Here is a 23,718-nt window from a genome sequence, read left to right on the forward strand (position 1 = left end):
CCGAAGGCGAGGTTCGTGGTGATGATGACGCTGGTCCGCTCATAAAGCTTGCTGATGAGGTGGAACAGCAACTGCCCTCCCGAGCGGGCGAACGGCAGATAACCGAGCTCGTCGAGCACGATCAGGTCGAGCCGCGACAGCTGCGCCGCCAGGGTCCCGCCTTTGCCGATCCGGGTCTCCTCTTCGAGGCGTGTCACCACTTCGCCGTCGTCGATGCCTCGGGCACCTATTCGAAGATGGCGCAGGAAATCACCCTCGCGCGCGTCGTCCAGGCTGGCGTCGTGCCGATGGACACGGCTGCCGTCGCGTCCGAGCTTCAGAGGACATGGAACCGCGACGATGCCGCCGAATGGGCTGAGGTCTACACCAAGATTTTTCCGCCCTATCAGCTCCTCATCGAAAGCTGCAACAAGGCCCAACGGGTTGCCAATGAACATGAAGTGCTCGACTCCCAGCGGGGGTAGAACGCAACCAGGATCATGGAGCGGCCGTTTTGGAAGGATCACTGTCCAAACGGCCATTCCGCTATCAGCCAAAAGCTCACGGTAGCTGAGCGTTTGGGTGTGGTATTGATGGGGCTGACGGCGGCGAAACAATGTTCGCGCGCGTCTTGCCGTCAATGTTCGCTTTCGGGTCTTCCGACGCTCGCTGGACTAAGCCGTTCGGTGACAAGGTCGATTTGGTCGGGGACATGAGCTGAAAGCGTCGCGGTTAGGGCCGGGACGCGCGCGCTATCCGGCACCACAAGGTCGCGCCCACCCTGCTTGGCACGATAAAGGCATTCGTCCCCTCTCGCGAGAAGCGATGCGATCGAATCCGCGGGACTGAAGAAACTCACACCGAAGCTGGCGGTAAATTCCGGGTCGCCGGGAATATCCGGCCAGTGCGATGCCTTGAACGCTATCCGAATTTGATCGGCAATCGCTGCCGCCTCATCAAGCGAGGTGTCGGGTAGCAGGACTACAAACTCCTCCCCGCCCAATCTCGCCGCGCATCCTTTGGCATCGATCTGGCTTTGCAGCAACGCGGCGAAGCCAGCGATAACCCTGTCGCCAACATTATGGCCAAACCTGTCATTGATGCTCTTGAAACGATCGATGTCGGCCACGAAGGCAGATGCGGGCTTGGTCAGGCGCCCGGCTTCCTTGGCCGAGAGGAAGAAGGCTTCCATACCGCGCCGATTCAAGATTCGGGTGAGGGGATCGATATGGGCATGTTCGCGATAGAAGTTGATGAAATCCAGGCTGACCGCGAACATGGCCGCGAAGGACAAGGGAACGGCGACCATGATGCCGGTATATTGAATCAACATACCCCAGAAAGATTCGCGCCAGGCTCCCACTATGGGCGGCGTGTCCTTCGCAAAAATATAGAAAATGCACTGCGCTCCGACGAATATGGTGAGCGGTAGAAAGGTATAGAACAGAACTTTATCTGCTTTGGTACTGACTGCGTTCCGAATAGTGTAGAGGCGAAAAGTCAATAATATGGTGCAGCCGAACTGAATGAAGAAGGCTTCCATTTTATGGCTTTGGGACATGGCGAGCGAGCCGCCGGCCAGAGACATGGCCAAAACAATGACTATGATCTCGAAATTCGGGTTGGGATGGAGCCTGAACCGTTGCCCCAAGGCCCGGCACAGGGCGGTCGTGCCCAAAATTATAAGCAAATCTTCCGCCAACGGCTTGATAGTCGAAAAATCCCGCGTGGGGATCGCCATCAGGCCGAACCCTCCACCCAGCAGACATAGGGCTCTGCCCCATTGCGCTGTCGGAAGCCCATTCCGTGCGGCGAGGATCAGGGCCAGGCCGCAGAGCAGAAATGTGATGGGAGAAGCCCAGGCAAGAGCGGACACAGGCAAAGGCTAACCTCTGGCAAGACAGTTATGTGCGCCCGCGACCGCAAAGCGAAAAAACAATATGCCCCAAAAACTGGCGCCGGGCGACGAGTCTATGGCCGTAACCAAGCCTGACATCTGAGCCCACCTTCTCATAAGGGCAGGGAACGTCCTCGCGACCTTCCTTATGGAGCTTGCATCATTAACAAACCTCAAAGATGCAATCATGGGCGCGACTGGCTACGTGCTTCGGTCTTGAACCAATGGCTGGGCCCGATGAGGCGAAGCGGAAATTCCCTGCTTCGAGACCATCTGTCTGATGGTAAGCGGGAAGCCTCAGATAATATATTGCCCGCGGCGGGGCTCAAAAATTGGGTGGCGGCTATCATTGTCCATGCCGAGTCCTGCCAGACCATCATCGGCCACTGCGGGCATTAGAGCGGTTTCCGCTCATTCCGGTTCATCGTCACATGATCTGAAGCAGTTTGCGCATTCGTCAGGCTGGAAGATAGCGGCGAGCTGTAGGCGTGCCCGGCGAACTCACGCGTGCGGATCGCGGTCTCATAATGGATGCGAGCTCCGCCATTTCATGCGATCGGGCACGCCAAGGCTTCGCTTTTATTGGCAAAAATCATTTATTTTCAATGATTTAAGTGGTGCCGCTTCAGGACTCGAACCTGTGGCCCCATCATTACGAATGATGTGCTCTACCAACTGAGCTAAAGCGGCAACGCGGGCGCCTCTAACAGCGAGGCCCGATATTGACAAGCGCCCTCTGGCATTTGTTTTCTGCTCCTTAGCGGGACTGGTATCGGGCCCGGCGAAACGCGCCGCGATGCTGGGATGACGATGATGATGTTGATCTGTTTCCACCACGCAGTGGGAATATTTTTGAGCTCTCTTCCGCTGGTATTTCGACCGTCCAGGCGAGCTTTTGCGTAAAGCGCGCGCCATGTGGTGTCGGCGGGCGGCGGAAATATCGGTCAGGCGCGGGAAACCCACGGCCTGCCTCACGGCGCGATTGACGCTGCGCCCGGCTTTCCACATGCCCGGCGGATGGAGAGGGCGGGAGGCCGGGGGGCGGGACCGTTGGCTCCAGGTCCATGTTCTTTTCCAAGGTGCCGCCCCTTAAATGAATCTTCTTCAGCGCTTTTCGCCCCACGCCCATGACGTCGCCATCGACCTCGGGACCGTGAACACCGTCATCTATGTTCGCGGGCAGGGGATCGTCCTCAACGAACCGTCGGTCATTGCGCTTGAAACGCGCGACGGCGTCCGCAGCGTCAAGGTCGTCGGCAACGACGCCAAGCTGATGATGGGCAAGACGCCCTCGAACATCGAGGCGCTGCGCCCGCTGCGCGACGGCGTCATCGCCGACATCGAGGTCGCGGAACAGATGATCAAGCATTTCATCGACAAGGCGCTCGGCGGGCCGAGCCGGCTGCGCCGCCGCAGCAACGTCGTCGTCTGCGTACCGACCGCCTCGACGATCGTCGAGCGCCGTGCGATCCGCGACGCGGCGTCGAACGCGGGGGCGGTGAGCGTGCAATTGCTCGAGGAGCCGCTCGCCGCCGCGATCGGCGCCGGGCTGCCCGTCACCGAGCCGCTCGGCACGATGGTCGTCGATATCGGCGGCGGCACGACCGAGGTCGCGGTCCTGTCGCTTGGCGGGGTCGCCTACAGCAATTCGGTGCGCGTCGGCGGCGACAAGATGGACGACATGATCGCCTCGTCGATCCGCCGGAAGCATAATATGATGATCGGCGAAATGACCGCCGAGCGCGTCAAGCTCACCATCGGATCGGCGGTCGCGCCCGGCGGCGCGGGGTTGTCGATGGCGGTCAAGGGGCGCGACCTGGTCAACGGCCGTCCGTCCGAGGTGACGGTGACCGAGGCCGAGATCGCCGACGCGCTCGCCGAACCCGTATCGCAGATCGTCAGCGCGGTGCGCGCCGCGCTCGAAGGAACGCCGCCCGAACTCGCGGCCGACATCATCGACGAAGGCATCACGCTGACCGGCGGCGGCGCGCTGCTGCGGCGGCTGGACCAGGCGATCGCCGAATCCACCGGGCTGCCCGTCCGCGTCGCCGACAACGCGCTGACCTGCGTCGCGACGGGCGCGGGGCACGCGTTCGAGGAAAGCGCCTATCGCCACGTCCTTCTCGCCGCCTGATCGGCGGCGGGGAACACCGCTCAACGGGCACCAAGCCGCCTTGCCAGACGGCGCCGCAGCGCCTAGGAAGTAGCAAGAAAATGATTGCTATGGGTGGTTCAGAAATAAAATCGATATGGATGTCGCTGTCGCGCGCACCTTTCTGGAAATCGTAAAAACCGGCAGTTTTGTCGGCGCCGCAGCCAATCTGAACCTCACCCAGACCGCGGTCAGCGCGCGCATTCGCGGGCTGGAGGCGCAACTCGACCGTCCGCTTTTCGTCCGCAACAAGGCGGGCGCGCGGCTCACCCCGGCGGGCGAGCAATTCCTGCGCTTCGCGACGACGATGGTCCAGGTCTGGGATCGAGCGCGGCGCGCGATCGCACTGCCGCCCGGACGCGACACGGTGGTGACGATCGGCGCGGAGCTCAGCCTGTGGAGCCCGCTGCTGCGCCACTGGCTGCTCTGGATGCGCCGCGAATGCCCCGACATTGCGGTCAGCACGTCGATCGACACCTCGGACCGGCTGATGGAGCGCGTGCAGGACGGGTCGCTCGATGTCGCGGTGGTCTATGCGGCGCCGCCCTTGCCGGGGGTCGTCGCCGAACTGCTGTTCGAGGAGAAACTGGTGCTCGTCCGCACGACGCCGACCGACCGGCCGCTGACGGCGGAGGATCATGTCGCGATCGATTGGGGCGCGGATTTTGCCGCGGGCTATCGTTCGGCCTTTCCCGAACAACCCAATGCCGTGGTTTCGATCGACTATGGGCCGCTCGCGCTCGACTATATCCTCGCCACCGGCGGCAGCGGCTATTTCCGCGAAGGCTTCATCCGGCCGCATCTCGCCGAGGGGCGGCTGGCGATCGTCGCCGACAGCCCCGCCTTTTCCTATTCGGCGCACGTCGTTCATTCGGCTACGGCGGACGCGGGCGTAATGGAGCGCATCCGGCGCGGGCTACGCGCGGCGGCGGGGGCAGCATGAGCGGCGACCGCGCCTCGCCGGTCTGCTACGGCGCCGAAGCCGACGACGTCTATATGGGCTATGCGCCGCGCGACGAGATCATGGCCGCGCTCAACGAACTGCTCGAAGCCGAACGCGCCGGCGCGCGCGTCGCGCTGGGGAGCGTCGGCGATGCGGTGAGCGCCGACCATGCCGCGATGATGCGGACCGTCCGCGCCGACGAAGCACGCTGGTGCGCGATGCTGTCGCGCCAGATCCGGCGGCTCGGCGGCACCCCGTCGCGCAAGTGTGGCGCGTTTCGCGGCAAGGCGATGGCGATTGCCGACCCGATCGAGCGCCTCGCTTTCCTCAACCGCGGCCAGGCGTGGGTGGTGCGGAGGCTCGCCGAGTTGATGCGCCGCGTCCGCGACGACGCGCTCCACGCCGACCTGCGCGACATGCTGGAAAGCCATAAGGTCAATATCGACAGCGCGGCCACCTTTCTGGATGCGAACGGGCCGTCGCCGAACGGGGCGGTTTGACGGCAAAATTTCGCGCGTCAGCCATGAAGAATATGCATTTGTCGAACCCCGGCAGGCTGCGCAACAGGCCCGCGACACCTCATCGAGACAGGAAAGACGCCCATGGACAAGCCGAACCATTCGCCGCGGCCCGAGACGATCGCGGCGGCGCACGGCGTCGCGGGCGACACGGCCTTCGGCGCCGTCGCGCCGCCGCTCTATCTGTCGAGCACTTATGAATTCGCGGGATTCGAAAATCCGCGCGCTTATGACTATGGCCGCGCCGGCAACCCGACCCGCGACCTGCTGGCGGGCGCGCTCGCGAAGCTGGAAGGCGGCGCCGGGGCGGTCGTCACGTCGAGCGGGATGGCGGCGCTCGACCTGATCGTGTCGCAGCTTCCCGTCGGGGGGCGCGTGGTCGCGCCGCACGATTGCTATGGCGGGTCGATGCGGCTGCTCAAGGCGCGCGAGGTGCTGGGTCAGTTGTCGCTACGCTTCGTGGACCAGCGCGACGATGCTGCGGTTGCGGCGGCGCTGGCCGAGAGACCCGCGCTGCTGCTGATCGAGACGCCGAGTAATCCGCTGCTTCGCGTCGTCGATATTGCTTCGCTTGCGGGGCGCGCGAAGGCGGCGGGGGCCATGGTCGCGGTCGACAACACCTTTCTGTCGCCGGCCTTTCAGCGACCGATCGCGCTCGGCGCCGATTATGTCATGCATTCGACGACCAAATATCTGAACGGCCATTCCGACGTAATCGGCGGCGCAGTGATCGCCGCCGGCGCCGGAGGGCTGGAGTCTATTGCGCATTGGGCCAATGTCGTCGGCTGCGGCGGATCGCCGTTCGACGCCTGGTTGACGCTGCGCGGCCTCCGCACCCTGTTCGCGCGGATGCGCGCGCAGCAGGATAATGCGATGGCGATCGCCGAGATGCTGAGCCGTCACCCCGCGGTTTCGGCGGTCCATTATCCGGGCCTGCCGGGCCATCCCGACCATGCCCTCGCGGCGCGCCAGCAATCGGGCTTCGGCGCGATGCTGAGCTTTGAACTCGCGGGCGGCGTTGAGGCGGCGAAGCGGCTGATCGGCGCGCTCCGCGTCTTCACCTTCGCCGAATCGCTGGGCGGGGTCGAAAGCCTGATCGTCCATCCGGCGACGATGACTCACGCCGACATGGGCGACGAAGCGCGCGCGCTGGCGGGGATCGGCCCCGGCCTGCTCCGTGTTTCGGTCGGGCTCGAGGCCGAACAGGATCTGCTGGACGATCTGGAGGCGGGACTGGCGACCTGCTGACGCGGCCGCGACGCCTCATCTCCTTGAGGCAAAACCCGTTTATTCCGCCAGCCCGTTAGAGGAATCGGTCCGGCAGATTCGCGATCCTGAAACATAATTGATATAGGCGTTCGCGCACGGGGGGGAAAGTTCGTGGAGCTTACCCGGTGGAACACAGATATCTTTATGCATCGATCATGGCCGCGTTTCTGATCGCGCTGATCGTTTATGGCGTGACGGGCGCCATCAAAAAGGCGCGCCACCGCCGTCGCATCAGAGGCGAATATTGGCGGCACGGCCCCGCTGAATGAGTGCTATCTAGAGCGGTGAGCCCTTAATCTGACCCACCATCCTGTTCGTGTTTCGACTTCGCTCGACACGAACGGAATTGGGGCGGAATTGGGGCGGTGCCGATTTACGCACGGCGACCTAAATTCCGCTGACGTCGCGCAGGGCGGTGATCCAAACGATATGGAAATCTAAATCTTGGCGGAGCGGGAGGGATTCGAACCCTCGATACGCTTTTGACGTATACTCACTTTCCAGGCGAGCGCCTTCGACCACTCGGCCACCGCTCCGCATGCTCTGGAAGGGGCGCCCTAATCGCTTGCCGGGTCTTTCGCAAGTCGGATGGGCGTGGCAGACAGTCCGCATGAGAAATCTGCTCCTGGCCGTCGCCCTGCTTGCTCTTCCGGTTCATGCCGGGGAACCCGCCCCGGTCCCATCGCCGGGTGAGATTGCCGCCGCGGCGCCCGCGAGCGACTGGATCGCGATCGCGCCGTCCGACATGCTGGTCATGGACCTCGCGCCCGATGCGAAGGGCAAGCCGCGCCGCGTCGTCATCCAGTTGATGCCGCCGCCCTTCAGCCAGGGCTGGATTGGCAACATTCGCAAGCTCGCCGCCGCGCATTGGTGGGACGGCACCGCCGTCACCCGCGTGCAGGACAATTATGTCGCGCAATGGGGCGATCCGACCGAGAAGAAGCCGTTGCCCGAGCGGCTGGTGACGGTGCCGGAAAGCGACTATGTCCAGCGCGTGCCTGCCGCCGAAGAGGGACAACTCGGCCGGCTTGGGTTGGTCGATTCCTATGCCGAAACGGCCGATATCAGGGATGGCTGGCCGCTTGCCCAGAGCGGTGATTATTGGTGGCCGGTCCATTGCTACGGCGCGGTCGGCGTCGGCCGCAACATGTCGCCCGATACGGGCTCGGGCGCCGAACTCTATGCCGTCATCGGCCACGCGCCGCGCCATCTCGACCGCAATATCGCGGTCGTCGGCCGCGTGATCAGCGGGATCGAGCATCTGTCGAGCCTGCCGCGCGGCACGGGCGATCTCGGCGTCTATGCGCGCGCGGAGGAGCAGGTGCCGATCCTTTCGATCCGGCTCGCGACCGACTTGCCCGCGGCCGAGCAGCCGAAGTTCGAATATCTGTCGACCAACAGCGACAGCTTTGCGCGCTACGCCGACGCGCGGAAGAATCGCCGCGATCCCTTTTTCATCGCACCCGCGGGTGGCGCCGACATCTGCAATATTCCGGTTCCGATCCGGCCTGTCGCCGCGAAATAGGCGCGGTGGAGGATTTCACCGTCACGACGCCGCTGTGGCGGTGGCAGTCGGCGACCGCGCCGGCGGCGTGGTTCTTCCTGACGATTGCGGGCGAGGCGGCCGATGGGATTCGCCTTGCCGCGATCGGTGGTCAATGGCTCGATGGCCGCAAGGGTTTCGGCTCGGCCCGCGTGCGCGCGACGATCGGCGATACGCGCTGGAACACTTCGGTCTTTCCGCACCGCGAAAGCGGCGGCTGGCTGCTTCCGGTCAAGGCCGCGGTCCGCAAGGCCGAAAACCTTGCCGAGGGCGACGCGGTGACGGTGACCGTCAGTCTTTAGGCGGGTTTTCCGCCTTCGCCTCGCGCGCCTGCGTCTTGCGCTTGCGCAGGTTGGCGCGCAGCGCCTCGGCGAGGCGGCGTTCGCGTTCGAGGTCGGCGGGGGAGGGCGGTTTGCTCACAAAGGGGGCGATGCGGCGAAATCGGCGTAGCGTCAAGCCTCGCACCTTGACAGCGGCAAGGCGCCCCGCCATAGGCCGCGCCTGCCCAGCGAGCATGCGCTCGCCGGCACCCGGATGCTGCTGTAGCTCAGTGGTAGAGCGCACCCTTGGTAAGGGTGAGGTCGAGAGTTCAATCCTCTCCAGCAGCACCAGTTTCCTGAAATTGCCGGCACTGGCTGATCAGGGGTGTTGGTCGTCATTCAGTAGGCGTTGCCGCGCCGTCGTTGCGCGCTGCACCTCGATCCGCATCTCCAACTCGCGCTGTTCGGAATCGGACAGGCCGTCGGCGGCATAGCGTTCGGACAGCGTGCCGATCATGTCGGCCTCGCGCTTCAATCCCTTGGCCTCTCTTTTTGTCAGTTCGCCGCTTTTGCGGCCGTCGCGAATGCGATCGCGCAGTTCGCCGATCTCGTGGCCGATCGGCGGGGACGGTGTCATCGTTCCGTGATCGGCGATGCCGGGCATCGGGTCGTTGCGGGGGGATGGCGTGACAATGAACTGGGCGTGCGCCAGTGACGGCAAGCCGAACAGCAGGACGGGCAACAGGACCGGACGCATCGGCTTTCTCCCTCGGTGGCAGAACCGCGATGCTCGGCTCCCGCGACTGAACCTCCTGTGAATTGGCCTCAGGTTCGTCAGATTCGCGCCGACAGCAGCCAGTCGTGGAACAGCTTGACCGACGGCTGGCGCAGCGCGCGCGGGCGGCAGACGAACCAATAGCTGTAGGGGCTGTCGACATCGAAATCGAACAGGCGGACGAGGCGCGGATCCTGTGCATCGTCAAAATGATGGCCATGCATGAAGGCGACCCCGATGCCCTGTGCCGCCGCTTCGAGCATCAACGGACCCGAATCGAAGAAATCGATCCCCGCCGGCTCAAGATAGGGCATGCCGACCGCCTTCCGCCACTCGGCGAAGGTCTCGGGCATTTCGCGGTGGAGCAGGACGGTCAGGCGCTGCAATTGTTCGGGGACGGTGATCGCGCGGCCGTCGTCGGTCAGCGTCTTGGCCGCGATGGGGAAAACCTTGTCCTGGTCGAGCCGTGCCGCATAAAGCGCCGGATCGATCGTTCGTGCGAGCGCGATCGCCGCGTCGATCCCTTCGCCCAGCCGGGCCTCGGCGTGCGACAGCGTGTCGAGATCGATATGCAGTTCGGGGTGCAGGCGGCGCAATTCGGGCAGGCGTGGAAAGAGCCGCTGCTGCGCGAAGAGCGGCAGGACATTGAGGTGCAGGCGCAGCGACGCGTCGGGACTGCCGACACGGCCGAGTACCCCGCGCAGATCGTCGATGATCGGCGATAATTGTTCCTGCAACTCGCGTCCCGTCTCGGTCAGGCTGAGGCCGTGATGGTGACGGTTGAAGAGCGGCCGTCCGACCGCGTGCTCAAGCGTCTGGATGCGCCGCGATAGCGCCGGCATCGACAGGCCAAGCTCGCTCGCGGCCGCCTTTACCGTGCCGTGACGTGCGACCTCGAGAAAGGCTTCCATGCTGCTGAGGGGGGGAAGGCGTTGCATGATCGTCTCAGCGGCGGTGATGGCATGGCACTTACTGACATGCCAGAAAATTTGTGCGGTGCGGTGTAATTGGCGTCTGCCGTTCCGAGCGAACGGGGGTCGAAAATCGGGAACGACCATCCTATCTTCCGCATATTGACCTCTTTGCGGGAGAAAGAATTTGGCCGACGCCGCGGTAAAAGAGAAAAGCGTCAAACTGCAAGTCGCCAATGCGCGCGCCGAGGAAAGCGGGGGCGGCATTGCCCGCATCCCGCGATCGGCGATGGCCCAGCTTGGCGTGACCGAAGGCGACGTCATCCAGATCAGCGGCAAGCGCGAGACCGCCTCGCGCGTCGTCGCGCCCTATGCCGAGGACGAGGGGCTGGAGGTCATCCGCCTCGACGGCCTGCAGCGCGCCAACGCTGGCGCGGGGGCGGGCGACATGGTGCAATTGAGCCGCGCCGAAACGCGCCCCGCGACGCGCGTCGTCTTTGCACCCGCGCAGGAGAATCTGCGGCTTCAGGGCTCCGCGAACGCGCTCAAACGCAGCTTCTTCGGGCGCCCGCTCGTCGCGGGCGACACCGTTGCGACCGCGGGGCAGCAGCGGCTGCCGTCGGGCGACATGCCGCCACAATTGCGCCAGATGCTCAACGCACCGGCCTATGCGCTTGCCGAAGTGCGCCTGCTCGTCGTCTCCGCGAGCCCCAAGGGGATCGTGACGATCGACGAGAATACCGAAGTCGAACTGCTTCCCGAATATCAGGAGCCGCAGGATACGCGGCGCACCGACGTCACCTACGACGATCTCGGCGGGCTTGGCGATACGATCGACCAGCTTCGCGAGATGGTCGAGCTGCCGCTCCGCTATCCCGAACTGTTCCGCCGGTTGGGCGTCGATCCGCCGCGCGGCGTGCTGCTCCACGGCCCGCCGGGAACGGGCAAGACGCGGCTCGCGCGCGCGGTCGCAAACGAGAGCGAGGCGCAATTCTTCCTGATCAACGGGCCCGAGATCATGGGCAGCGCCTATGGCGAATCCGAAAAGCGGCTGCGCGATGTGTTCGAGGCCGCGACCAAGGCCGCGCCCTCGATCCTGTTCATCGACGAGATCGATTCGATCGCGCCGAAACGCGGGCAGGTGACGGGCGAGGCGGAGAAGCGCATCGTCGCGCAGCTCCTGACCCTGATGGATGGGCTGGAACCGCGGACGAACCTCGTCGTCATCGCGGCAACCAACCGTCCCGATGCGATCGACGAGGCGCTCAGGCGTCCGGGCCGGTTCGACCGCGAAATCGTGATCGGGGTTCCCGACGAGAGCGGCCGCCGCGAGATATTGGGCATCCACACGCGCGGTATGCCGCTTGGTGAGGATATCGACCTGGCCGAACTCGCACGCACGACTTTCGGCTTCGTCGGCGCCGATATGGCGGCGCTCACGCGCGAGGCGGCGATCGAGGCGGTGCGGCGGATCATGCCCAAGCTCAACCTTGAGGACGGGACGATCCCGCCCGAAGTGTTGGAGGAATTGCGCGTCACGCGCGATGACTTCAACAACGCGCTAAAGCGGGTGCAGCCATCGGCGATGCGCGAGGTGATGGTGCAGGCGCCAAAGACGCGCTGGAGCGACATCGGCGGCCTCGATGCCGCGCGCGACAAATTGATCGAAGGGATCGAACTGCCGCTCAAGAATCCCGAGGCGTTCCGCCGGCTCGGCATTCGCCCGGCGAAAGGCTTCTTGCTTTATGGGCCGCCCGGAACCGGCAAGACGCTGCTGGCGAAGGCGGCGGCGCGCGAATCCGACGCGAACTTCATCTCGATCAAATCGTCCGACCTGCTTTCCAAATGGTATGGCGAGAGCGAGCAGCAGATCGCACGACTGTTCGCGCGGGCAAGGGCGGTCGCGCCGACGATCGTCTTCATCGATGAGCTCGACAGCCTGGTCCCCGCTCGAGGCAGTGGGACATCCGGCGAGCCGCAGGTGACCGAACGTGTCGTCAACACGATCCTCGCCGAGATGGACGGGATCGAGGAGATGCAGTCGGTCGTCGTCATCGGCGCCACCAATCGCCCGAACCTGATCGATCCGGCGCTGCTGCGTCCGGGGCGACTCGACGAACTCATCTATGTGTCGGTGCCGAATGCCGAGGGGCGGAAGCGCATCCTCGAGATTCACACCGGCAGGATGCCGCTTGCGGACGATGTGTCGCTCGACACGTTGGCCGAGCGCAGCGAGCGCTTCACGGGCGCCGATCTGGAAGATCTCGTCCGCCGCGCAGGTCTTGCGGCGCTCAAGCGGTCGCTGAGCAGCGATGTCGTCACCATGGCGGATTTCGAGGCGGCGCTGAAGGATACGCGGGCGTCGGTGACCGAAGCCATGGAAAGGGATTATGAAAAGATCCAGGGCGAGATCAAGCAGGCGGCGATGAGCGTCGACCCGATCGGCTTTTTCGCGCCGGGGATGCTCAAGCCGATGCGCGAGCGGAAGCATCCCGACGATCCGCCCGAAGAGACGAAGGATTGAACCTGCGCGTCCCGGCTAAGGCCGGGATGGCGCGGGAGCTTGATGACTTTGGTTTCCTCGCTCATCATTGCGAGCGAAGCGAAGCAATCCAGGGCGGTTTACGCACGCTCTGGATTGCCGCGTCGCTTCGCTCCTCGCAATGACGAGTGAAGGCAATGTGATCCCGCTCTAAATATGTATGTCCGGAACAGTCTGGTCCTGCCGTAGCGCGGACCAGCCCCACACCACCAGCCAGGCGCAGAAGGCGGCCATTAGACCATAGGCGGCCATCGCGTGCCAGTTGTAGAGCAGCACACCGATCGCGGGCGAGATGATATAGGCGGACCCATTGATCGACGCGGTCATGCCCGCGACGCTGCCTTGATCACGGCGCGGGACCGATAGCGACGCACCCGCGGTGAAACCGGGACGAAAGAGACCGAAGCCGAGCGACGCGAAGGCGAAACCGATGACGATGGCGTGCATATCCTGCGCCAGTCCCGTCATGATGATTCCCGTCCCGCCAAAGGCGGCGCCATAGAGCACGGTCGTGCGCGGCGTCATCTTGAGTAGCGGGATCAGCCCCCATTGTGCGAGCAGCGTCGCGAAGGCGCCGCCCATCAGCACGATGCCGGTAATCGCGGCGCCCTCGTCGGGTTTCAGCCGCAGGTGCAGCCGGTCGAGGATCAGAAAGCCGATGACGCCAAGCATCATCGCTTGCGCCTGACCGCCGAAAAAGCCCGCGTAGAGCCAGGGACGAACGCGCTCGTCGCGCCAGCCGAGCGACTCCTGCGTCGCAGGGTCGCGGTCATTCTCGTCCTCGGCGGTGGGCTCGGCCGGGCCGGCGGAAAGCGGATAGGGGGCGATCGCGCCGCGGGCGGCAAAGCGCGGCGTGTCGTTCGGAAGCCGCCAGCGCAGCATCACCAGCACGATCATGCCGATGACCGCAAAGACGAGAAGCGGGCCGGCGAGGCCGAAGATCGGCAGGATGAAGAAGGGAGCGACAGCCGGGCCGATGACGGTTCCGAGGCCGAAGGATGAGGAGACGAGCGACAGGGCTTGTGTGCGCTCCTCGGCGTCGGTGCGCGCCGCGACATAGGCCTGCACCGCTGGCGGCGATGCCGACCCGAAACCGCCATAGAGGCTGCGGAACAAGGCGAAGAGGATGAAGGTCGTGCTGGCAGCGAGCCAACCCGACAAGCCCGCCCACAGCGCGAGGCCGCATAGCGCCATCGACAGGAAAAAGCCGATGATCCCGCGCGCCATCAGCACCTTGCGGCCGCGCTTGTCGGACTGGCGCGCCCAATAGGGCGCGGTCAGCACCCAGAGCAGCGCCGACCAGCTGAAGGCAAGGCTGACCCAGACGTCCGGAATGCGAAGTTTGGCACCGATCGCGGGCAGGATCGACTGCATCGCGGTGTTGCCGGCGGCGGCAACGAGCATGACCGCGAACAGCACCGCCATACGGTCGGCAGGAATCGATTTGGCCGTCACCTCGTCCCCTTTCGGTCGCCCTGCGCCGCGGTCAGCGTCTTCCTACACGCGAAAGGGGGGCTGTCCAGTGTCAAGACCGACTCTTTCCTTGCGCTGGCGGGCCGATTTTGCCACGCACTTATCCAGCCGCAACAATGCGAAAGCCGTCATGACCAATCCTCGGGCGCAGGCCCAATCGACCGTCTCGCCGATCCGCCGGGTTCGCGAGAAGCTGAAGCGCTTTTTCGGACCGTGGGGGATGTTCGTGAAGGGCTTCATCAAGCATCCGGTCATGGTCGGATCGATCGTCCCGTCCTCGCCGACGCTGATCCGCCACATGCTGCGCCCGGTCGACTGGAAAAATACGAAATTGTTCGTCGAATATGGCCCCGGCGTCGGCACCTTCTGCCGCCCGGTTCTCGAACGCATGGCGGGCGATGCGACATTGATCGCGATCGATACCAACCCCGATTTCATCGAATATCTCCGCAAGGACATTCGGGACAGCCGCTTCATCGCGGTCCACGGCTCGGCCGCCGATGTCGAGGAGATCGTCCGCGCGCACGGATTCGAGCAGGCCGACTATGTGTTGTCGGGCCTGCCCTTCTCGACGCTGCCGGCGGGGGTCGGCCCCGCGATCGCCGCCGCGACTCATCGCGTGCTGCGTCCGGGCGGCGCCTTCCTCGTCTATCAGTTCCGCGCCCGCGCCCGCGATTTCCTTGCGGCACATTTCCGGCGCATCGACAATGCGTTCGAATGGGTGAACGTCCCGCCCTGCTTCCTCTTCTGGGGCTGGAAGGACTAAATCTCGCTCTCGGGATCGATTTCCCCCAGCCCGAAATTCAGCCGCCGCGTCACCGTATAATCGGCGACGCCGACGACGAACCAGGCGAGCGTCCAGCGCAGCCGCGTCAGCCAGTTCGCCCGCGCCTTGTGGCTCGCGGCGGTGACGATTTCGCAATCGCCTTTCAGCCCGTCCAGAAAGTCGCGCATCTGCTGGGCGAAGCCCGCATCATCGATACGCAGCATCCCCTCGACGTTCAGGAACAGGCTGCGCATGTCGAAATTGGCGGTGCCGACGTGGACAACGTCGTCGATCACGATCAGCTTCATATGCAGCCGGCACGGCTGATATTCCCAGATCGCTGCCTTCTTACGGAGCAGATAGCCGTAGAGCAGCCGCGAGGCGCCGATCGTGGCGGGGTTGTCCGACTTCGCCGCCATCACGAAGCGCGCTTTCCCCGCCCGCGCGACCCGGCCGAGCCGCCGGAGCATCCCCTGACCGGGCGAGAAATAGGCCATCGCCATGTCGAGCCGCCGTGCCCCGACCAGATCGCCGCGCACCATCCGTGCCCAGGGCGACAGGCGCTGGGTCGGGCCGCCGACCAGCCAGGACAGCGGTTTGCCATCGACCGGCCATTCGCGGATCAGCCGGCGTAGCACCAGCAGCTTGCCGTCGTCGTGGACGGTATAATCGTGCAGCGCCTCGAACCATTTGGTCATATCCGCGACGACGGGGCCGCGGATGACGATGCCGAGGTCGAACCAGCAATGCGTCCGCCGGTTGCTGAGATAGGGATTCGCGATGTTGAAGCCGCCGGTTACGCCGGCTTCGCCGTCGATCAGCAGCAATTTCTGGTGGTTGCGGACGAGATAGCTCGATCGCCAGCGCCGCGAGAAGAAGATGACGCTGCCCCCCGCGGCGCGGAGAGGCGCGAAGAGGGTGTCGGATATGTCGCCCGACCCGAAGCTGTCGATCACCGCGCGCACGCGCACCCCGCGCTGCGCCGCCGCGGTCATCGCGCCGAGAATCTGCTGCCCGGCATCATCGTCCTCGAAGATATACATGATCAGGTCGACGCTGCGGATCGCGCCGCCGATCAGTGCGAGCAGCCGCTCGAGCCGCCGTTCGCCGTTGAAGATCACCTCCAGCCGATGGCCCGCCACGTCCGCTTTCAACGTATCGAGGGGGCCGGCGGCTGCATCGGGCTCGGTCATGCCTTGCTCATAGGCTTGGGGGCGTGGAGCCCGCAAGGGCAGGGGTTTGATTGACATCGGCGGCGCCCGCTGCTAGCGCGCAGCGCTTGCCGCCATGCCTCTGGCTGGCCTCTCCGCTTCTAAGGAAACACAATGGCCCGCGTTACCGTCGAAGATTGCGTCGACAAGGTTCCCAACCGCTTTGATCTGGTGCTGCTTTCCGCGCATCGCGCCCGCGAAATCTCGGGCGGCTCCGAACTGACGGTCGATCGCGACCGCGACAAGAATCCGGTCGTCGCGCTGCGCGAAATCGCCGAGCAGACGGTGCGCCCCACCGATCTCGGCGATGCGCTCGTCGGTTCGCTCCAGAAGGTCGTCGTCGATGATGACGATACGCCCGACGAAATCAGCTCGATCGCGCGTTCGGCCGAAGCGCTTCGCCTGACCGCGGCGGCGCCCCCGCGCAGCCCGGCCGGTGGCGGCGGCGACTTCGAATAAGCGCCGACGACAGTCGATAACCAAGGGGGCCGCGGGAAACCGCGGCCCTTCTTGATTCAGAGGAGTGTGGTGAGTTCGGCGATGCGGATCGCGCGCGAGGCGAGCATGGGTTCGAGGATGACCCCGATGCGGTGCGCGCGCGGCGAACCGATTTCGACGTTGAACAGGCTGTTCGCGATCACGTCGGCGATCTGCACGCCGTCCGAGCGCCTACTGTCGGCGAGCGACGCTTGGCCCCAACCGGCAAGCCCGGCCTGGATCGTTTCGCGCACACCGGCCAGGATCACCGGGTCGTAGCGACCGTCGTCGATCACGACGTCGGTGCAGACGCCGCCAGTTTCGGGAAGCCAGTTGCTCACCGCGAGATCGAGCAACGCCGTATAGAGCGCGAGATCGGTCGCGAGCCGACCATCGGCGGGCGGCGCAAGATTGTCGCGCTTCGCCACCGCGACCCACGCCCGTCCGCCCGCGCGATCGAAGAGTTCGAGCAGATAGGCGCGCTCGGTCAGGCTGATCCGGCTGCCCTTGAGCTCGCCGCGCAGCCCGGTGACGGCGCGGAAGCGGGCATGGATCGCCGCGGCCGCATCAGGGGAAAGCATCACGGCGGCGAAGGTCATCGCGCCCGTATTGAGCCCACCCGATTCATCGCAATAGATCGTCATGCCGCACCCTTCTTCGCCTCATGCACGCCGCATCAGGCGGGGCAGGGATAGCGCTTCCGCATCAGTCCATCGAACGCCGAATAGATGGAAATCGATTTGCGCGATTGCGGCGGATAGCTGCGCAGATGTGCGAGCCATTGTTCGGGGGAGAGCGTGCCGCTTTCGGGCGGGCAGCTCGTGGTCCTGCGCCCGGCCTTGCGTTCGGCATCGATCCGCGCCTTGTAGCGCTTGCCCGCGGCGATCACTTCGCCTTTCAGATAATGGGCCTCGGGGGTTGCGATCGCCAGCGGCCCCAGCCGTTCGATCGAACCGGCGCGCGCGAGAAAGGTCGCGACGCTCATGTCGCCGGGCGCCATGCCGCACAGCAGAGCGCCCGCGCCGAGTGCGGCAAAAGCCGATCCGATCCGCATTTCCCCGTTGGTCATGCGGACCGGAATCGTGCAAAATCAATGAACAAGGTCTGAATCAGACGCCCTGCGGGTTGGCGTCGCCGAAGGGGCGCGGCTTGCGCTTGATCTGCGGCAGGCCGCCGGCGTGGCCCTGAACCGGGTTGCCGTGCTTGTCCCGATCATTGTCGCGGCCGATGTCTTCGCCCTTGATCGCGCGCTTCGACTCTTCGCCCGACAGCGTCTCATATTCGAGCAGCGCCCCGGCAAGCAGGTGAAGCTCGTCGAGATTGTCGGTCAGCACCTTGCGCGCGACATTCTCGCCTTCCTCGACGAGGCGGCGAACTTCGGCGTCGATCAGCTTGGCGGTTTCCTCGGACATATTCTGCGCGCGCGAGACGCTGTGGCCGAGGAAGACCTCGTCCTGATTGTCGCGATAGCGCAGCCAGCCGAGCTTTTCGGACATGCCATATTCCATGACCATCGCGCGCGCCATGTCGGTCGCCTGCTGGATGTCGTTCGAGGCGCCGGTGTTGAGTTCGTCCTTGCCGTAGATGAGCTGTTCGGCGATGCGGCCGCCGAAGCAGAGCGCGAGGCGTGCCTTCATCTGCTTCATATTCTGCGAATAGCGGTCGCGCTCGGGCAGGTTCCACGTCACGCCCAGCGCGCGGCCGCGCGGGATGATCGTCACCTTGTGCAGCGGGTCATTGCCCTCGACATGCAGCGAGACGAGCGCGTGGCCGGCTTCGTGATAGGCGGTCGCCTTTTTCTCGTCCTCGGTCATCACCATCGAGCGGCGTTCGGCGCCCATCATCACCTTGTCCTTGGCCTCCTCGAATTCGTTCGAGGCGATCAGGCGCTTGCCCTTGCGCGCCGCGAGCAGCGCCGCTTCGTTCGCGAGGTTGGCGAGGTCGGCGCCCGAGAATCCGGGCGTGCCGCGGGCGATACGGCGGAGATCGACGTCGGGCGCGAGCGGCTTCTTGCGCGTGTGGACTTCCAGAATCTTCTGGCGGCCCTCGATGTCGGGGCGCGGCACGACGACCTGGCGGTCGAAGCGGCCGGGGCGCAGCAGCGCGGGGTCGAGCACGTCGGGGCGGTTGGTCGCCGCGACGATGATGATGCCCTCATTCGCCTCGAAACCGTCCATCTCGACGAGCAACTGGTTGAGTGTCTGTTCGCGCTCGTCATTGCCGTTGCCGAGCCCGGCGCCGCGATGGCGGCCGACCGCGTCGATTTCGTCGATGAAGACGATGCACGGCGCGTTGCGCTTCGCCTGCTCGAACATGTCGCGGACGCGCGACGCGCCGACACCGACGAACATCTCGACGAAGTCCGAACCCGAAATGGTGAAGAAGGGCACGCCCGCCTCGCCCGCAATCGCGCGGGCAAGCAAGGTCTTGCCGGTGCCGGGCGAGCCGACGAGCAGCGCGCCCTTCGGAATCTGGCCGCCAAGCTTCGAGAATTTGGTCGGGTCTTTCAAAAACTCGACGATTTCTTCCAGCTCCTCGCGGGCTTCGTCGATCCCCGCGACATCGTCGAAGGTCACGCGGCCCTGCTTTTCGGTCAGCATCTTGGCGCGCGACTTGCCGAAGCCCATCGCGCCCGAGCCATTGTTCTTCTGCACCTGGCGGAAAACGAAGAAGGCGATGCCGAGGATCAGCAGGAAGGGCAGCGACTGGATGAGCAGATAGACCCAGATATTGCCGGTTTCGGTCGGCTTGCCGTCATATTTGACATTATTGTCGTTGAGCATCTTCAGCAGTTCGGGGTCGCGCACGATATTGGCGGTGAAGCGGTCGCCGTTGGTCAGCTCGCCGGTGACGCGATCCTCGGACAATACGACCTGCTTGACGGCGCCTTCCTGCACCTTCTGCCGGAACTCGGAATAGGCGAGCGTGTTGCCGGTCGGCTGCGCCGCGCCCCCGAAGATCGAGGCGACGAGGAGCATGGCAAGCAAGATGCCGCTCCAGATCATCACGCTCTTCATCCAGGGATTGCCCTGCGGTTCCTTGTCGTCCTGCATCGGAATCTTTCCAAAATTCGCGCCAAAATTTGCGCACGCGGCGCTTCTCTCCCGATAATGTAGGATAATCGGGTTAAATGACAATGAGCCAATTCGCCCTAGGCGCGCGCTTTCCGTCGCGGCGCGGCGGAAATACGCCAGATCGTGCCGGCGAGGCCGGGAACCGCATCGATCAGCAGCGCACCGACCATCGCGCGCCGGCCCGCCTTCATCGCGGCAATGACGCCGTCGAGCGACGCGCCGCGCAGCGCCAGCCCGGGATCGTTGGCGCGCAGCCGCTGGGTGACGACGCGGCGGAACATCTCGGGCGGGTAGCCTTCGTCGCGGATCACCGCGATATCGGACGCATCGGGCCACGAGGCGATGAGCCGCTCGACCGCCCAGTCGATCGCTTCGTCGGCCTCGGCCAGCCAGCGTGCCGAGCGCGCTGCCGCCTCGACATCGAGGGTCGTCTGGGCGCGCAGCGCGTGGCGCAGCCGCGCGCGGTCGAAGCGGTCGTCGGCGTTCGACGGATCGTCGACGAAGGGGATGTCGTTGTCGAACGCGATCCGCATCAGATCGTCGCGCCGCCAGTGCAGCAGCGGCCGCAGCACCGATCCGTTGCGCGCGCGAATCGCGGCCAGGCCGCCGACCCCGCTCGCGCGGTTTAGCCGCATGACGATCGTCTCGAGCTGGTCGTCGGCATGATGCGCGGTCAGGATATGCGCGATGCCATGATCCTGACGCCATCCGTCGAGCAGGCGATAGCGCTCGGCGCGCGCCGCCGCCTGCGTCGATCCCCGGATCGGTGCCGGCGGAAGCAGCGTGTCATGCGGAATATGCTCGCGCGTGCAGAAGCCCGCGACCATGCGCGCTTCCTCGTCGGATCCCTTGCGCAGACCGTGATCGACCGTCGCCGCGCGGACCTGACCGGGCAGCAGCGTCGCCATCAGCCAGAGCAGCGCCATGCTGTCGGGACCGCCCGAGACCGCGACGCCATAATGCAGCCGCTGCCAGTCGGTACCGGCGAGCGCGGCGAGGTCGTGCCCGAGCCGTTCGACGGCCTCGCTGCTGTCAGCAGCCTGCTTTTGCTTTTGCGGCGGCTGCATCGGTGCGGACATCCTGCGGCGCCTTGTCGCCGTAAACATCGTCGAGTTCGCGGAACGCCTTGCAGGCGTCGGCCTTGCGGCCGAGCTTTTCGAGCGCGACGCCCATATACATCAGGCTGTGCGGGGCGCGGGGTCCGCTCGGCCGATCCTTGTAATTATTGTAGAAAGCGACCGCGGCGAGGCTGGGCTTGCCCTCGTCGAGATAGGCGCGGCCGAGCAGATTCTGCGCAAAGCTCGCCTGATTGCTCTTCGGCCATTTGGTCACGACGGTCTTGAGCTGGGTTTCCGCCTCGGGATAGAGTTTCGCATCCCAGAGGCGAAACCCGTAATCATAGGCATCCTGCTGTTCGTTGCCGGTCGAGGGAATTTCGACCTTCTTGACCAGGGCGAGGCGCGCGGCGTCGGGCGACGCCGCCTTGGCGGGCGTCGCGGCGGGCTTCTTCGCGGGCGCTGCCGCTGTCGTGACAGCGGGCGTCGGCTTCACCGTCGGCACCACCGGCAGGCTGGCGGGGGTCGCCTCCGCCGCGGCTTCGGCGGGGAAGCGCCTATCCATCTCGGCCTTGTAGGCGGTGAACTGTTTTTCGAGCTCGCGGAGCTGATAGGCATTCTGCTCGGTCTGACCGGTCAGCGTCTGAAGCTGCGATTCGAGCGCGTCGACCCTTGCGGTCAGGTCGGCAATCGGGGTCGCGGCCTTGGCGCGCTCGCCCGGCGTGTTGTCGGGCGCGATCTCACCTTCGAAAAAAGTCGGGGCGCCGCCGGGGAAGACCTGGCGCTGGACCGCGCGCATTTCCTTTTCGAGCCGATCAACGCGCTTGGTGACGGTCTGGTCCTGCGCCTGTGCCGGTGCGGCCGCCGCGATCGCGACCGCCGCCACGCCCATGAGAGTGACATGCTTCATCATTTGCCGATAGGCCCCCACAGATTAACCAATTTTATCTTGCTCTTCATAACGCCCGAACCGGTGGGCGCGCAAACCTATTTCGGCGCGCTGCCGCATCACCTCGGCAGGGTGAAGGCGTTCAGCGCCGGGTCTTGGACGCGGGCGTCGCTGCCGGGGCGGCAGTCGCGGTGCTGCCGCCGGCGCGCGCGACGAGGTCGACCGGCTTCAGCGAGATGCCTTTGACCAGCGTGTCGGCGGGGCCGATCGGGCCGACGTCGCGGCCGCCCACGGTGACTTTCAGCGCTTGCGGAATGCTGGTGCGAAGCGTGAACTGCTCGATATAGGCGGGCGGCACCTCATAGGTTTCGCCGGGATCGAGCGTCCGCCAATTCTCGGTCTTGCCCTTGGCGTCGTCGAAGCCGATCCACACTTCGGAAAGACCGGTCAGCACGACCGGCGCATTCGCGGCGACGGAGGCGCCGGTCTTCGCCGGGGCGGTCGCGGGCGCGGCCTTGGTGGCGGGGGCTTCCGAATCCTCGGCCGCCTGGTTCTGCGCCGCGATCAGCGCCTCGTCGGGTTCGACCGACAGGAAACGCCAGACGCCATAGGCCGACACCAGCAGCAGCGCGACGATGACGAGCGTCCAGGTCAGCCGCGCGGTCGGCAGGCGCGCCGGGTCGGTCGGCTCATAGGCTTCGTAGACCGGCCGCGCGCCATATTGATCCTCTTCGAGCTCGCGGCGGATCGACGCCGCGATCTCGGCCTCCGGCAGGTCGACCGCGCGGGCATAGGCGCGCGCGAAGCCGGTGACGTAAGTGCGGCCCGGCAGTTCCGAGAAATCGGACTTTTCAATGGCGTCGAGGTGCCTTTGCGTGATCCGCGTGCGCGTCGCCACGTCGGCGAGCGACAGGCCGGCAGCTTCGCGCGCCAATCGCAGCTTGTCGCCGGTGCGCGTGATCGCCAACTCGCCCTGCTCGGGGGCGGTTTCCTCGTCTGCCATCGCTGTCTCCTTGCCGGCCGATGCAACCCGGTTCGGCCGTGCGGGCCGTTCATCGCATTGACGGCGCGCGAAAGTCAAATGGAGTTCGGTAAACGAACGGTTGAAAAGAAGCGGTTACGGGTTTCGGCCAAAGGCAGACGCCGAAGGACCGTTCCATAGGACTGATCGATCGATAATCTTGCCATGGGACGGCAGCGATCTTTCTCCTGTTCGTCCGGGCGGCCTTTCGTCGGCTCGCCGTATCCGCAGCACGGCCGGGCAGCTAAGTATTTGGTGTGACCGCGTGCGATGCGTCACCGACGGGCCATTACCGTTCGACAGGAGCCTTCATGTTCAAACCCTCCGGTGCGCTCATCGCGCTGTGTCTTGCCGGCCTTGCGCCACTTGCCGCTTCCCCTGCGTGCGCGCAGGGCGCGGCGGCGGCCGCTTCGTTGACGCCCGGCACGAAGGTCTATGACCAGAATGGCGAAGAGGTCGGGCAGATCGTCAAGGTGGCGGGTGACAAGGTCGCTGTGGCGATCGACGGCAACGGTCTGGTCGTGCCGAAGGATGCGTTCGTGAAGTCGGCGAAGGGGCCCGCCCTCAAGGCGCCCAAGGCGAAGATCCTCGCGGTGCTGAAGGAGGCCGAGGCTGATGCGGCGGCGGTCGATGGCGCCTTGAAGCCGGGGGTGGCGGTCCGCAGCGCCGACGGTGCGGCGGTGCTGGGCAAGATCAAGGAAATCGTGGCGCAGGGCGCGGTGCTGACTACCAGCGAGGGCAATATCACGATGCCGCGCGCCGCTTTTTTCCTGTCGGATAAGGGGCTGGCCGTGAAAGTGAACGAAAAACAGTTCATCGAAGGCGTCCGGGCGGCGCGGGCGCAGAAAAAGAAAGGCGGTTAGCGGGCCCTTCATCCCTTACCTTTGTCATTCCCGCGAAAGCGGGAACCCAGAGCGCGCGTCGGCTTACCCCACACTAGGTTCCCGCTTTCGCGGGAATGAC

Annotated in this window: 23 protein-coding genes, 3 tRNA genes and 1 pseudogene; 12 read left to right on the forward strand and 15 right to left on the reverse strand. The window is 65.0% G+C overall.

The window, feature by feature from the left end:
- The 3 genes and pseudogenes from VHO04_RS06605 to VHO04_RS06615 form a co-directional block, all read right to left on the reverse strand.
- A pseudogene (locus VHO04_RS06605) lies at nt 1-203 on the reverse strand (ATP-binding protein); the annotation flags it as partial.
- A gap of 413 nt (nt 204-616) precedes the next feature.
- Nucleotides 617-1,720 (reverse strand): GGDEF domain-containing protein, encoded by a 1,104-nt coding sequence (locus VHO04_RS06610; protein WP_329627577.1) that lies wholly within the window; start codon nt 1,718-1,720, stop codon nt 617-619.
- 771 nt (nt 1,721-2,491) lie between these two features.
- Nucleotides 2,492-2,566, reverse strand: a tRNA-Thr gene (locus VHO04_RS06615).
- 403 nt (nt 2,567-2,969) lie between these two features.
- On the opposite strand from VHO04_RS06615, the gene VHO04_RS06620 reads away from it, so the two are divergent.
- The 5 genes from VHO04_RS06620 (at nt 2,970) to VHO04_RS06640 (ending at nt 7,027) form a co-directional block, all read left to right on the forward strand.
- Nucleotides 2,970-4,010 carry a rod shape-determining protein gene (locus tag VHO04_RS06620; protein WP_329627578.1) on the forward strand — a complete coding sequence of 347 codons (1,041 nt, stop codon included), beginning with the start codon at nt 2,970-2,972 and terminating at the stop codon, nt 4,008-4,010.
- Nucleotides 4,011-4,125: 115 nt separating this feature from the next.
- Entirely contained in the window at nt 4,126-4,971 is an 846-nt protein-coding gene (locus VHO04_RS06625) for a LysR family transcriptional regulator (RefSeq protein ID WP_329627579.1), read from the forward strand.
- Entirely contained in the window at nt 4,968-5,471 is a 504-nt protein-coding gene (locus tag VHO04_RS06630) for a DUF6306 domain-containing protein (RefSeq protein ID WP_329627580.1), read from the forward strand. Before VHO04_RS06625 ends, VHO04_RS06630 begins: the two co-directional genes overlap by 4 nt.
- A 102-nt stretch (nt 5,472-5,573) precedes the next feature.
- Complete coding sequence (gene metB / locus VHO04_RS06635) at nt 5,574-6,737, forward strand: cystathionine gamma-synthase (RefSeq protein ID WP_329627581.1); 1,164 nt, start codon at nt 5,574-5,576, stop codon at nt 6,735-6,737.
- 146 nt (nt 6,738-6,883) lie between these two features.
- Nucleotides 6,884-7,027: a hypothetical protein gene (locus tag VHO04_RS06640; protein ID WP_329627582.1), complete on the forward strand. Its 144-nt coding sequence runs from the start codon at nt 6,884-6,886 to the stop codon at nt 7,025-7,027.
- 176 nt (nt 7,028-7,203) lie between these two features.
- Here the strand turns inward: VHO04_RS06640 and VHO04_RS06645 are convergent.
- Nucleotides 7,204-7,294 (reverse strand) — tRNA-Ser (locus VHO04_RS06645).
- A gap of 74 nt (nt 7,295-7,368) precedes the next feature.
- On the opposite strand from VHO04_RS06645, the gene VHO04_RS06650 reads away from it, so the two are divergent.
- Both VHO04_RS06650 and VHO04_RS06655 read left to right on the forward strand, forming a co-directional pair.
- Complete coding sequence (locus VHO04_RS06650) at nt 7,369-8,283, forward strand: peptidylprolyl isomerase (RefSeq protein WP_329627583.1); 915 nt, start codon at nt 7,369-7,371, stop codon at nt 8,281-8,283.
- A gap of 5 nt (nt 8,284-8,288) precedes the next feature.
- Nucleotides 8,289-8,603, forward strand: coding sequence for a DUF1905 domain-containing protein (locus VHO04_RS06655; RefSeq protein WP_329627584.1), 315 nt, complete (start codon nt 8,289-8,291; stop codon nt 8,601-8,603).
- On the opposite strand, the gene VHO04_RS06660 is transcribed toward VHO04_RS06655, so the two are convergent.
- The gene (locus tag VHO04_RS06660) at nt 8,593-8,721 is read right to left on the reverse strand and encodes a hypothetical protein (protein ID WP_329627585.1); all 129 of its coding nucleotides are present in this window, start codon (nt 8,719-8,721) and stop codon (nt 8,593-8,595) included. The two genes, VHO04_RS06655 and VHO04_RS06660, sit on opposite strands and share 11 nt — an antisense overlap.
- Nucleotides 8,722-8,837: 116 nt before the next feature.
- Here VHO04_RS06660 and VHO04_RS06665 point away from each other — a divergent pair.
- Nucleotides 8,838-8,912 (forward strand) — tRNA-Thr (locus VHO04_RS06665).
- A 28-nt stretch (nt 8,913-8,940) separates the two neighbouring features.
- Here VHO04_RS06665 and VHO04_RS06670 read toward each other — a convergent pair.
- Nucleotides 8,941-9,318 carry a hypothetical protein gene (locus tag VHO04_RS06670; RefSeq protein ID WP_329627586.1) on the reverse strand — a complete coding sequence of 126 codons (378 nt, stop codon included), beginning with the start codon at nt 9,316-9,318 and terminating at the stop codon, nt 8,941-8,943.
- A gap of 77 nt (nt 9,319-9,395) precedes the next feature.
- Nucleotides 9,396-10,274, reverse strand: coding sequence for a LysR substrate-binding domain-containing protein (locus VHO04_RS06675; RefSeq protein ID WP_257551002.1), 879 nt, complete (start codon nt 10,272-10,274; stop codon nt 9,396-9,398).
- 160 nt (nt 10,275-10,434) lie between these two features.
- Here VHO04_RS06675 and VHO04_RS06680 point away from each other — a divergent pair, with 160 nt between their 5' ends.
- Nucleotides 10,435-12,771, forward strand: coding sequence for a CDC48 family AAA ATPase (locus VHO04_RS06680; protein WP_329627587.1), 2,337 nt, complete (start codon nt 10,435-10,437; stop codon nt 12,769-12,771).
- 168 nt (nt 12,772-12,939) lie between these two features.
- Here VHO04_RS06680 and VHO04_RS06685 read toward each other — a convergent pair whose 3' ends face one another.
- Nucleotides 12,940-14,214 (reverse strand): MFS transporter, encoded by a 1,275-nt coding sequence (locus tag VHO04_RS06685; RefSeq protein ID WP_329627639.1) that lies wholly within the window; start codon nt 14,212-14,214, stop codon nt 12,940-12,942.
- Nucleotides 14,215-14,392: 178 nt separating this feature from the next.
- Between VHO04_RS06685 and VHO04_RS06690 the strand changes: the two genes are divergently transcribed.
- Nucleotides 14,393-15,028 carry a class I SAM-dependent methyltransferase gene (locus tag VHO04_RS06690; protein WP_329627588.1) on the forward strand — a complete coding sequence of 212 codons (636 nt, stop codon included), beginning with the start codon at nt 14,393-14,395 and terminating at the stop codon, nt 15,026-15,028.
- On the opposite strand, the gene VHO04_RS06695 is transcribed toward VHO04_RS06690, so the two are convergent.
- Nucleotides 15,025-16,221 (reverse strand): phosphatidylserine/phosphatidylglycerophosphate/cardiolipin synthase family protein, encoded by a 1,197-nt coding sequence (locus VHO04_RS06695; protein WP_329627589.1) that lies wholly within the window; start codon nt 16,219-16,221, stop codon nt 15,025-15,027. The genes VHO04_RS06690 and VHO04_RS06695 overlap by 4 nt on opposite strands.
- Before the next feature lie 132 nt (nt 16,222-16,353).
- On the opposite strand from VHO04_RS06695, the gene rpoZ reads away from it, so the two are divergent.
- Entirely contained in the window at nt 16,354-16,698 is a 345-nt protein-coding gene (rpoZ, locus tag VHO04_RS06700; RefSeq protein ID WP_257550991.1) for a DNA-directed RNA polymerase subunit omega, read from the forward strand.
- Between the two features lie 56 nt (nt 16,699-16,754).
- Here rpoZ and VHO04_RS06705 read toward each other — a convergent pair whose 3' ends face one another.
- The 6 genes from VHO04_RS06705 to VHO04_RS06730 all read right to left on the reverse strand — a co-directional run bounded on the left by VHO04_RS06705 (nt 16,755) and on the right by VHO04_RS06730 (nt 22,737).
- Nucleotides 16,755-17,360 (reverse strand): DUF3800 domain-containing protein, encoded by a 606-nt coding sequence (locus tag VHO04_RS06705; protein WP_329627590.1) that lies wholly within the window; start codon nt 17,358-17,360, stop codon nt 16,755-16,757.
- A gap of 32 nt (nt 17,361-17,392) precedes the next feature.
- On the reverse strand, nt 17,393-17,785 hold the full coding sequence (locus VHO04_RS06710; protein WP_329627591.1) for a hypothetical protein: 393 nt from the start codon (nt 17,783-17,785) through the stop codon (nt 17,393-17,395).
- Between the two features lie 40 nt (nt 17,786-17,825).
- Entirely contained in the window at nt 17,826-19,769 is a 1,944-nt protein-coding gene (ftsH, locus tag VHO04_RS06715) for an ATP-dependent zinc metalloprotease FtsH (protein ID WP_329627592.1), read from the reverse strand.
- 98 nt (nt 19,770-19,867) lie between these two features.
- Nucleotides 19,868-20,869, reverse strand: coding sequence for a tRNA lysidine(34) synthetase TilS (tilS, locus tag VHO04_RS06720; RefSeq protein ID WP_329627593.1), 1,002 nt, complete (start codon nt 20,867-20,869; stop codon nt 19,868-19,870).
- Nucleotides 20,823-21,758, reverse strand: coding sequence for a hypothetical protein (locus tag VHO04_RS06725; protein ID WP_329627594.1), 936 nt, complete (start codon nt 21,756-21,758; stop codon nt 20,823-20,825). Before VHO04_RS06725 ends, tilS begins: the two co-directional genes overlap by 47 nt.
- Before the next feature lie 118 nt (nt 21,759-21,876).
- A complete protein-coding gene (locus VHO04_RS06730) occupies nt 21,877-22,737 on the reverse strand; it encodes a helix-turn-helix domain-containing protein (RefSeq protein ID WP_329627595.1) in 861 nt (286 codons plus the stop codon).
- A 329-nt stretch (nt 22,738-23,066) separates the two neighbouring features.
- On the opposite strand from VHO04_RS06730, the gene VHO04_RS06735 reads away from it, so the two are divergent.
- Nucleotides 23,067-23,618 carry a hypothetical protein gene (locus VHO04_RS06735; RefSeq protein WP_329627596.1) on the forward strand — a complete coding sequence of 184 codons (552 nt, stop codon included), beginning with the start codon at nt 23,067-23,069 and terminating at the stop codon, nt 23,616-23,618.
- Nucleotides 23,619-23,718 lie beyond the last annotated feature (100 nt).

The sequence above is a fragment of the Sphingopyxis sp. genome, assembly GCF_036261875.1.
Classification (GTDB): Bacteria; Pseudomonadota; Alphaproteobacteria; order Sphingomonadales; family Sphingomonadaceae; genus Sphingopyxis.

Coding starts and splice junctions, on each gene's coding strand:
- VHO04_RS06610 (WP_329627577.1), bottom strand. CDS start 1,720: ATGGCGATCCCCACGCGGGATTTTTCGACTATCAAGCCGTTGGCGGAA.
- VHO04_RS06620 (WP_329627578.1), top strand. CDS start 2,970: ATGAATCTTCTTCAGCGCTTTTCGCCCCACGCCCATGACGTCGCCATC.
- VHO04_RS06625 (WP_329627579.1), top strand. CDS start 4,126: ATGGATGTCGCTGTCGCGCGCACCTTTCTGGAAATCGTAAAAACCGGC.
- VHO04_RS06630 (WP_329627580.1), top strand. CDS start 4,968: ATGAGCGGCGACCGCGCCTCGCCGGTCTGCTACGGCGCCGAAGCCGAC.
- metB (WP_329627581.1), top strand. CDS start 5,574: ATGGACAAGCCGAACCATTCGCCGCGGCCCGAGACGATCGCGGCGGCG.
- VHO04_RS06650 (WP_329627583.1), top strand. CDS start 7,369: ATGAGAAATCTGCTCCTGGCCGTCGCCCTGCTTGCTCTTCCGGTTCAT.
- VHO04_RS06670 (WP_329627586.1), bottom strand. CDS start 9,318: ATGCGTCCGGTCCTGTTGCCCGTCCTGCTGTTCGGCTTGCCGTCACTG.
- VHO04_RS06675 (WP_257551002.1), bottom strand. CDS start 10,274: ATGCAACGCCTTCCCCCCCTCAGCAGCATGGAAGCCTTTCTCGAGGTC.
- VHO04_RS06685 (WP_329627639.1), bottom strand. CDS start 14,214: ATGGCGGTGCTGTTCGCGGTCATGCTCGTTGCCGCCGCCGGCAACACC.
- VHO04_RS06690 (WP_329627588.1), top strand. CDS start 14,393: ATGACCAATCCTCGGGCGCAGGCCCAATCGACCGTCTCGCCGATCCGC.
- VHO04_RS06695 (WP_329627589.1), bottom strand. CDS start 16,221: ATGACCGAGCCCGATGCAGCCGCCGGCCCCCTCGATACGTTGAAAGCG.
- rpoZ (WP_257550991.1), top strand. CDS start 16,354: ATGGCCCGCGTTACCGTCGAAGATTGCGTCGACAAGGTTCCCAACCGC.
- VHO04_RS06705 (WP_329627590.1), bottom strand. CDS start 17,360: ATGACGATCTATTGCGATGAATCGGGTGGGCTCAATACGGGCGCGATG.
- VHO04_RS06710 (WP_329627591.1), bottom strand. CDS start 17,785: ATGACCAACGGGGAAATGCGGATCGGATCGGCTTTTGCCGCACTCGGC.
- ftsH (WP_329627592.1), bottom strand. CDS start 19,769: ATGCAGGACGACAAGGAACCGCAGGGCAATCCCTGGATGAAGAGCGTG.
- tilS (WP_329627593.1), bottom strand. CDS start 20,869: ATGTCCGCACCGATGCAGCCGCCGCAAAAGCAAAAGCAGGCTGCTGAC.
- VHO04_RS06725 (WP_329627594.1), bottom strand. CDS start 21,758: ATGATGAAGCATGTCACTCTCATGGGCGTGGCGGCGGTCGCGATCGCG.
- VHO04_RS06730 (WP_329627595.1), bottom strand. CDS start 22,737: ATGGCAGACGAGGAAACCGCCCCCGAGCAGGGCGAGTTGGCGATCACG.
- VHO04_RS06735 (WP_329627596.1), top strand. CDS start 23,067: ATGTTCAAACCCTCCGGTGCGCTCATCGCGCTGTGTCTTGCCGGCCTT.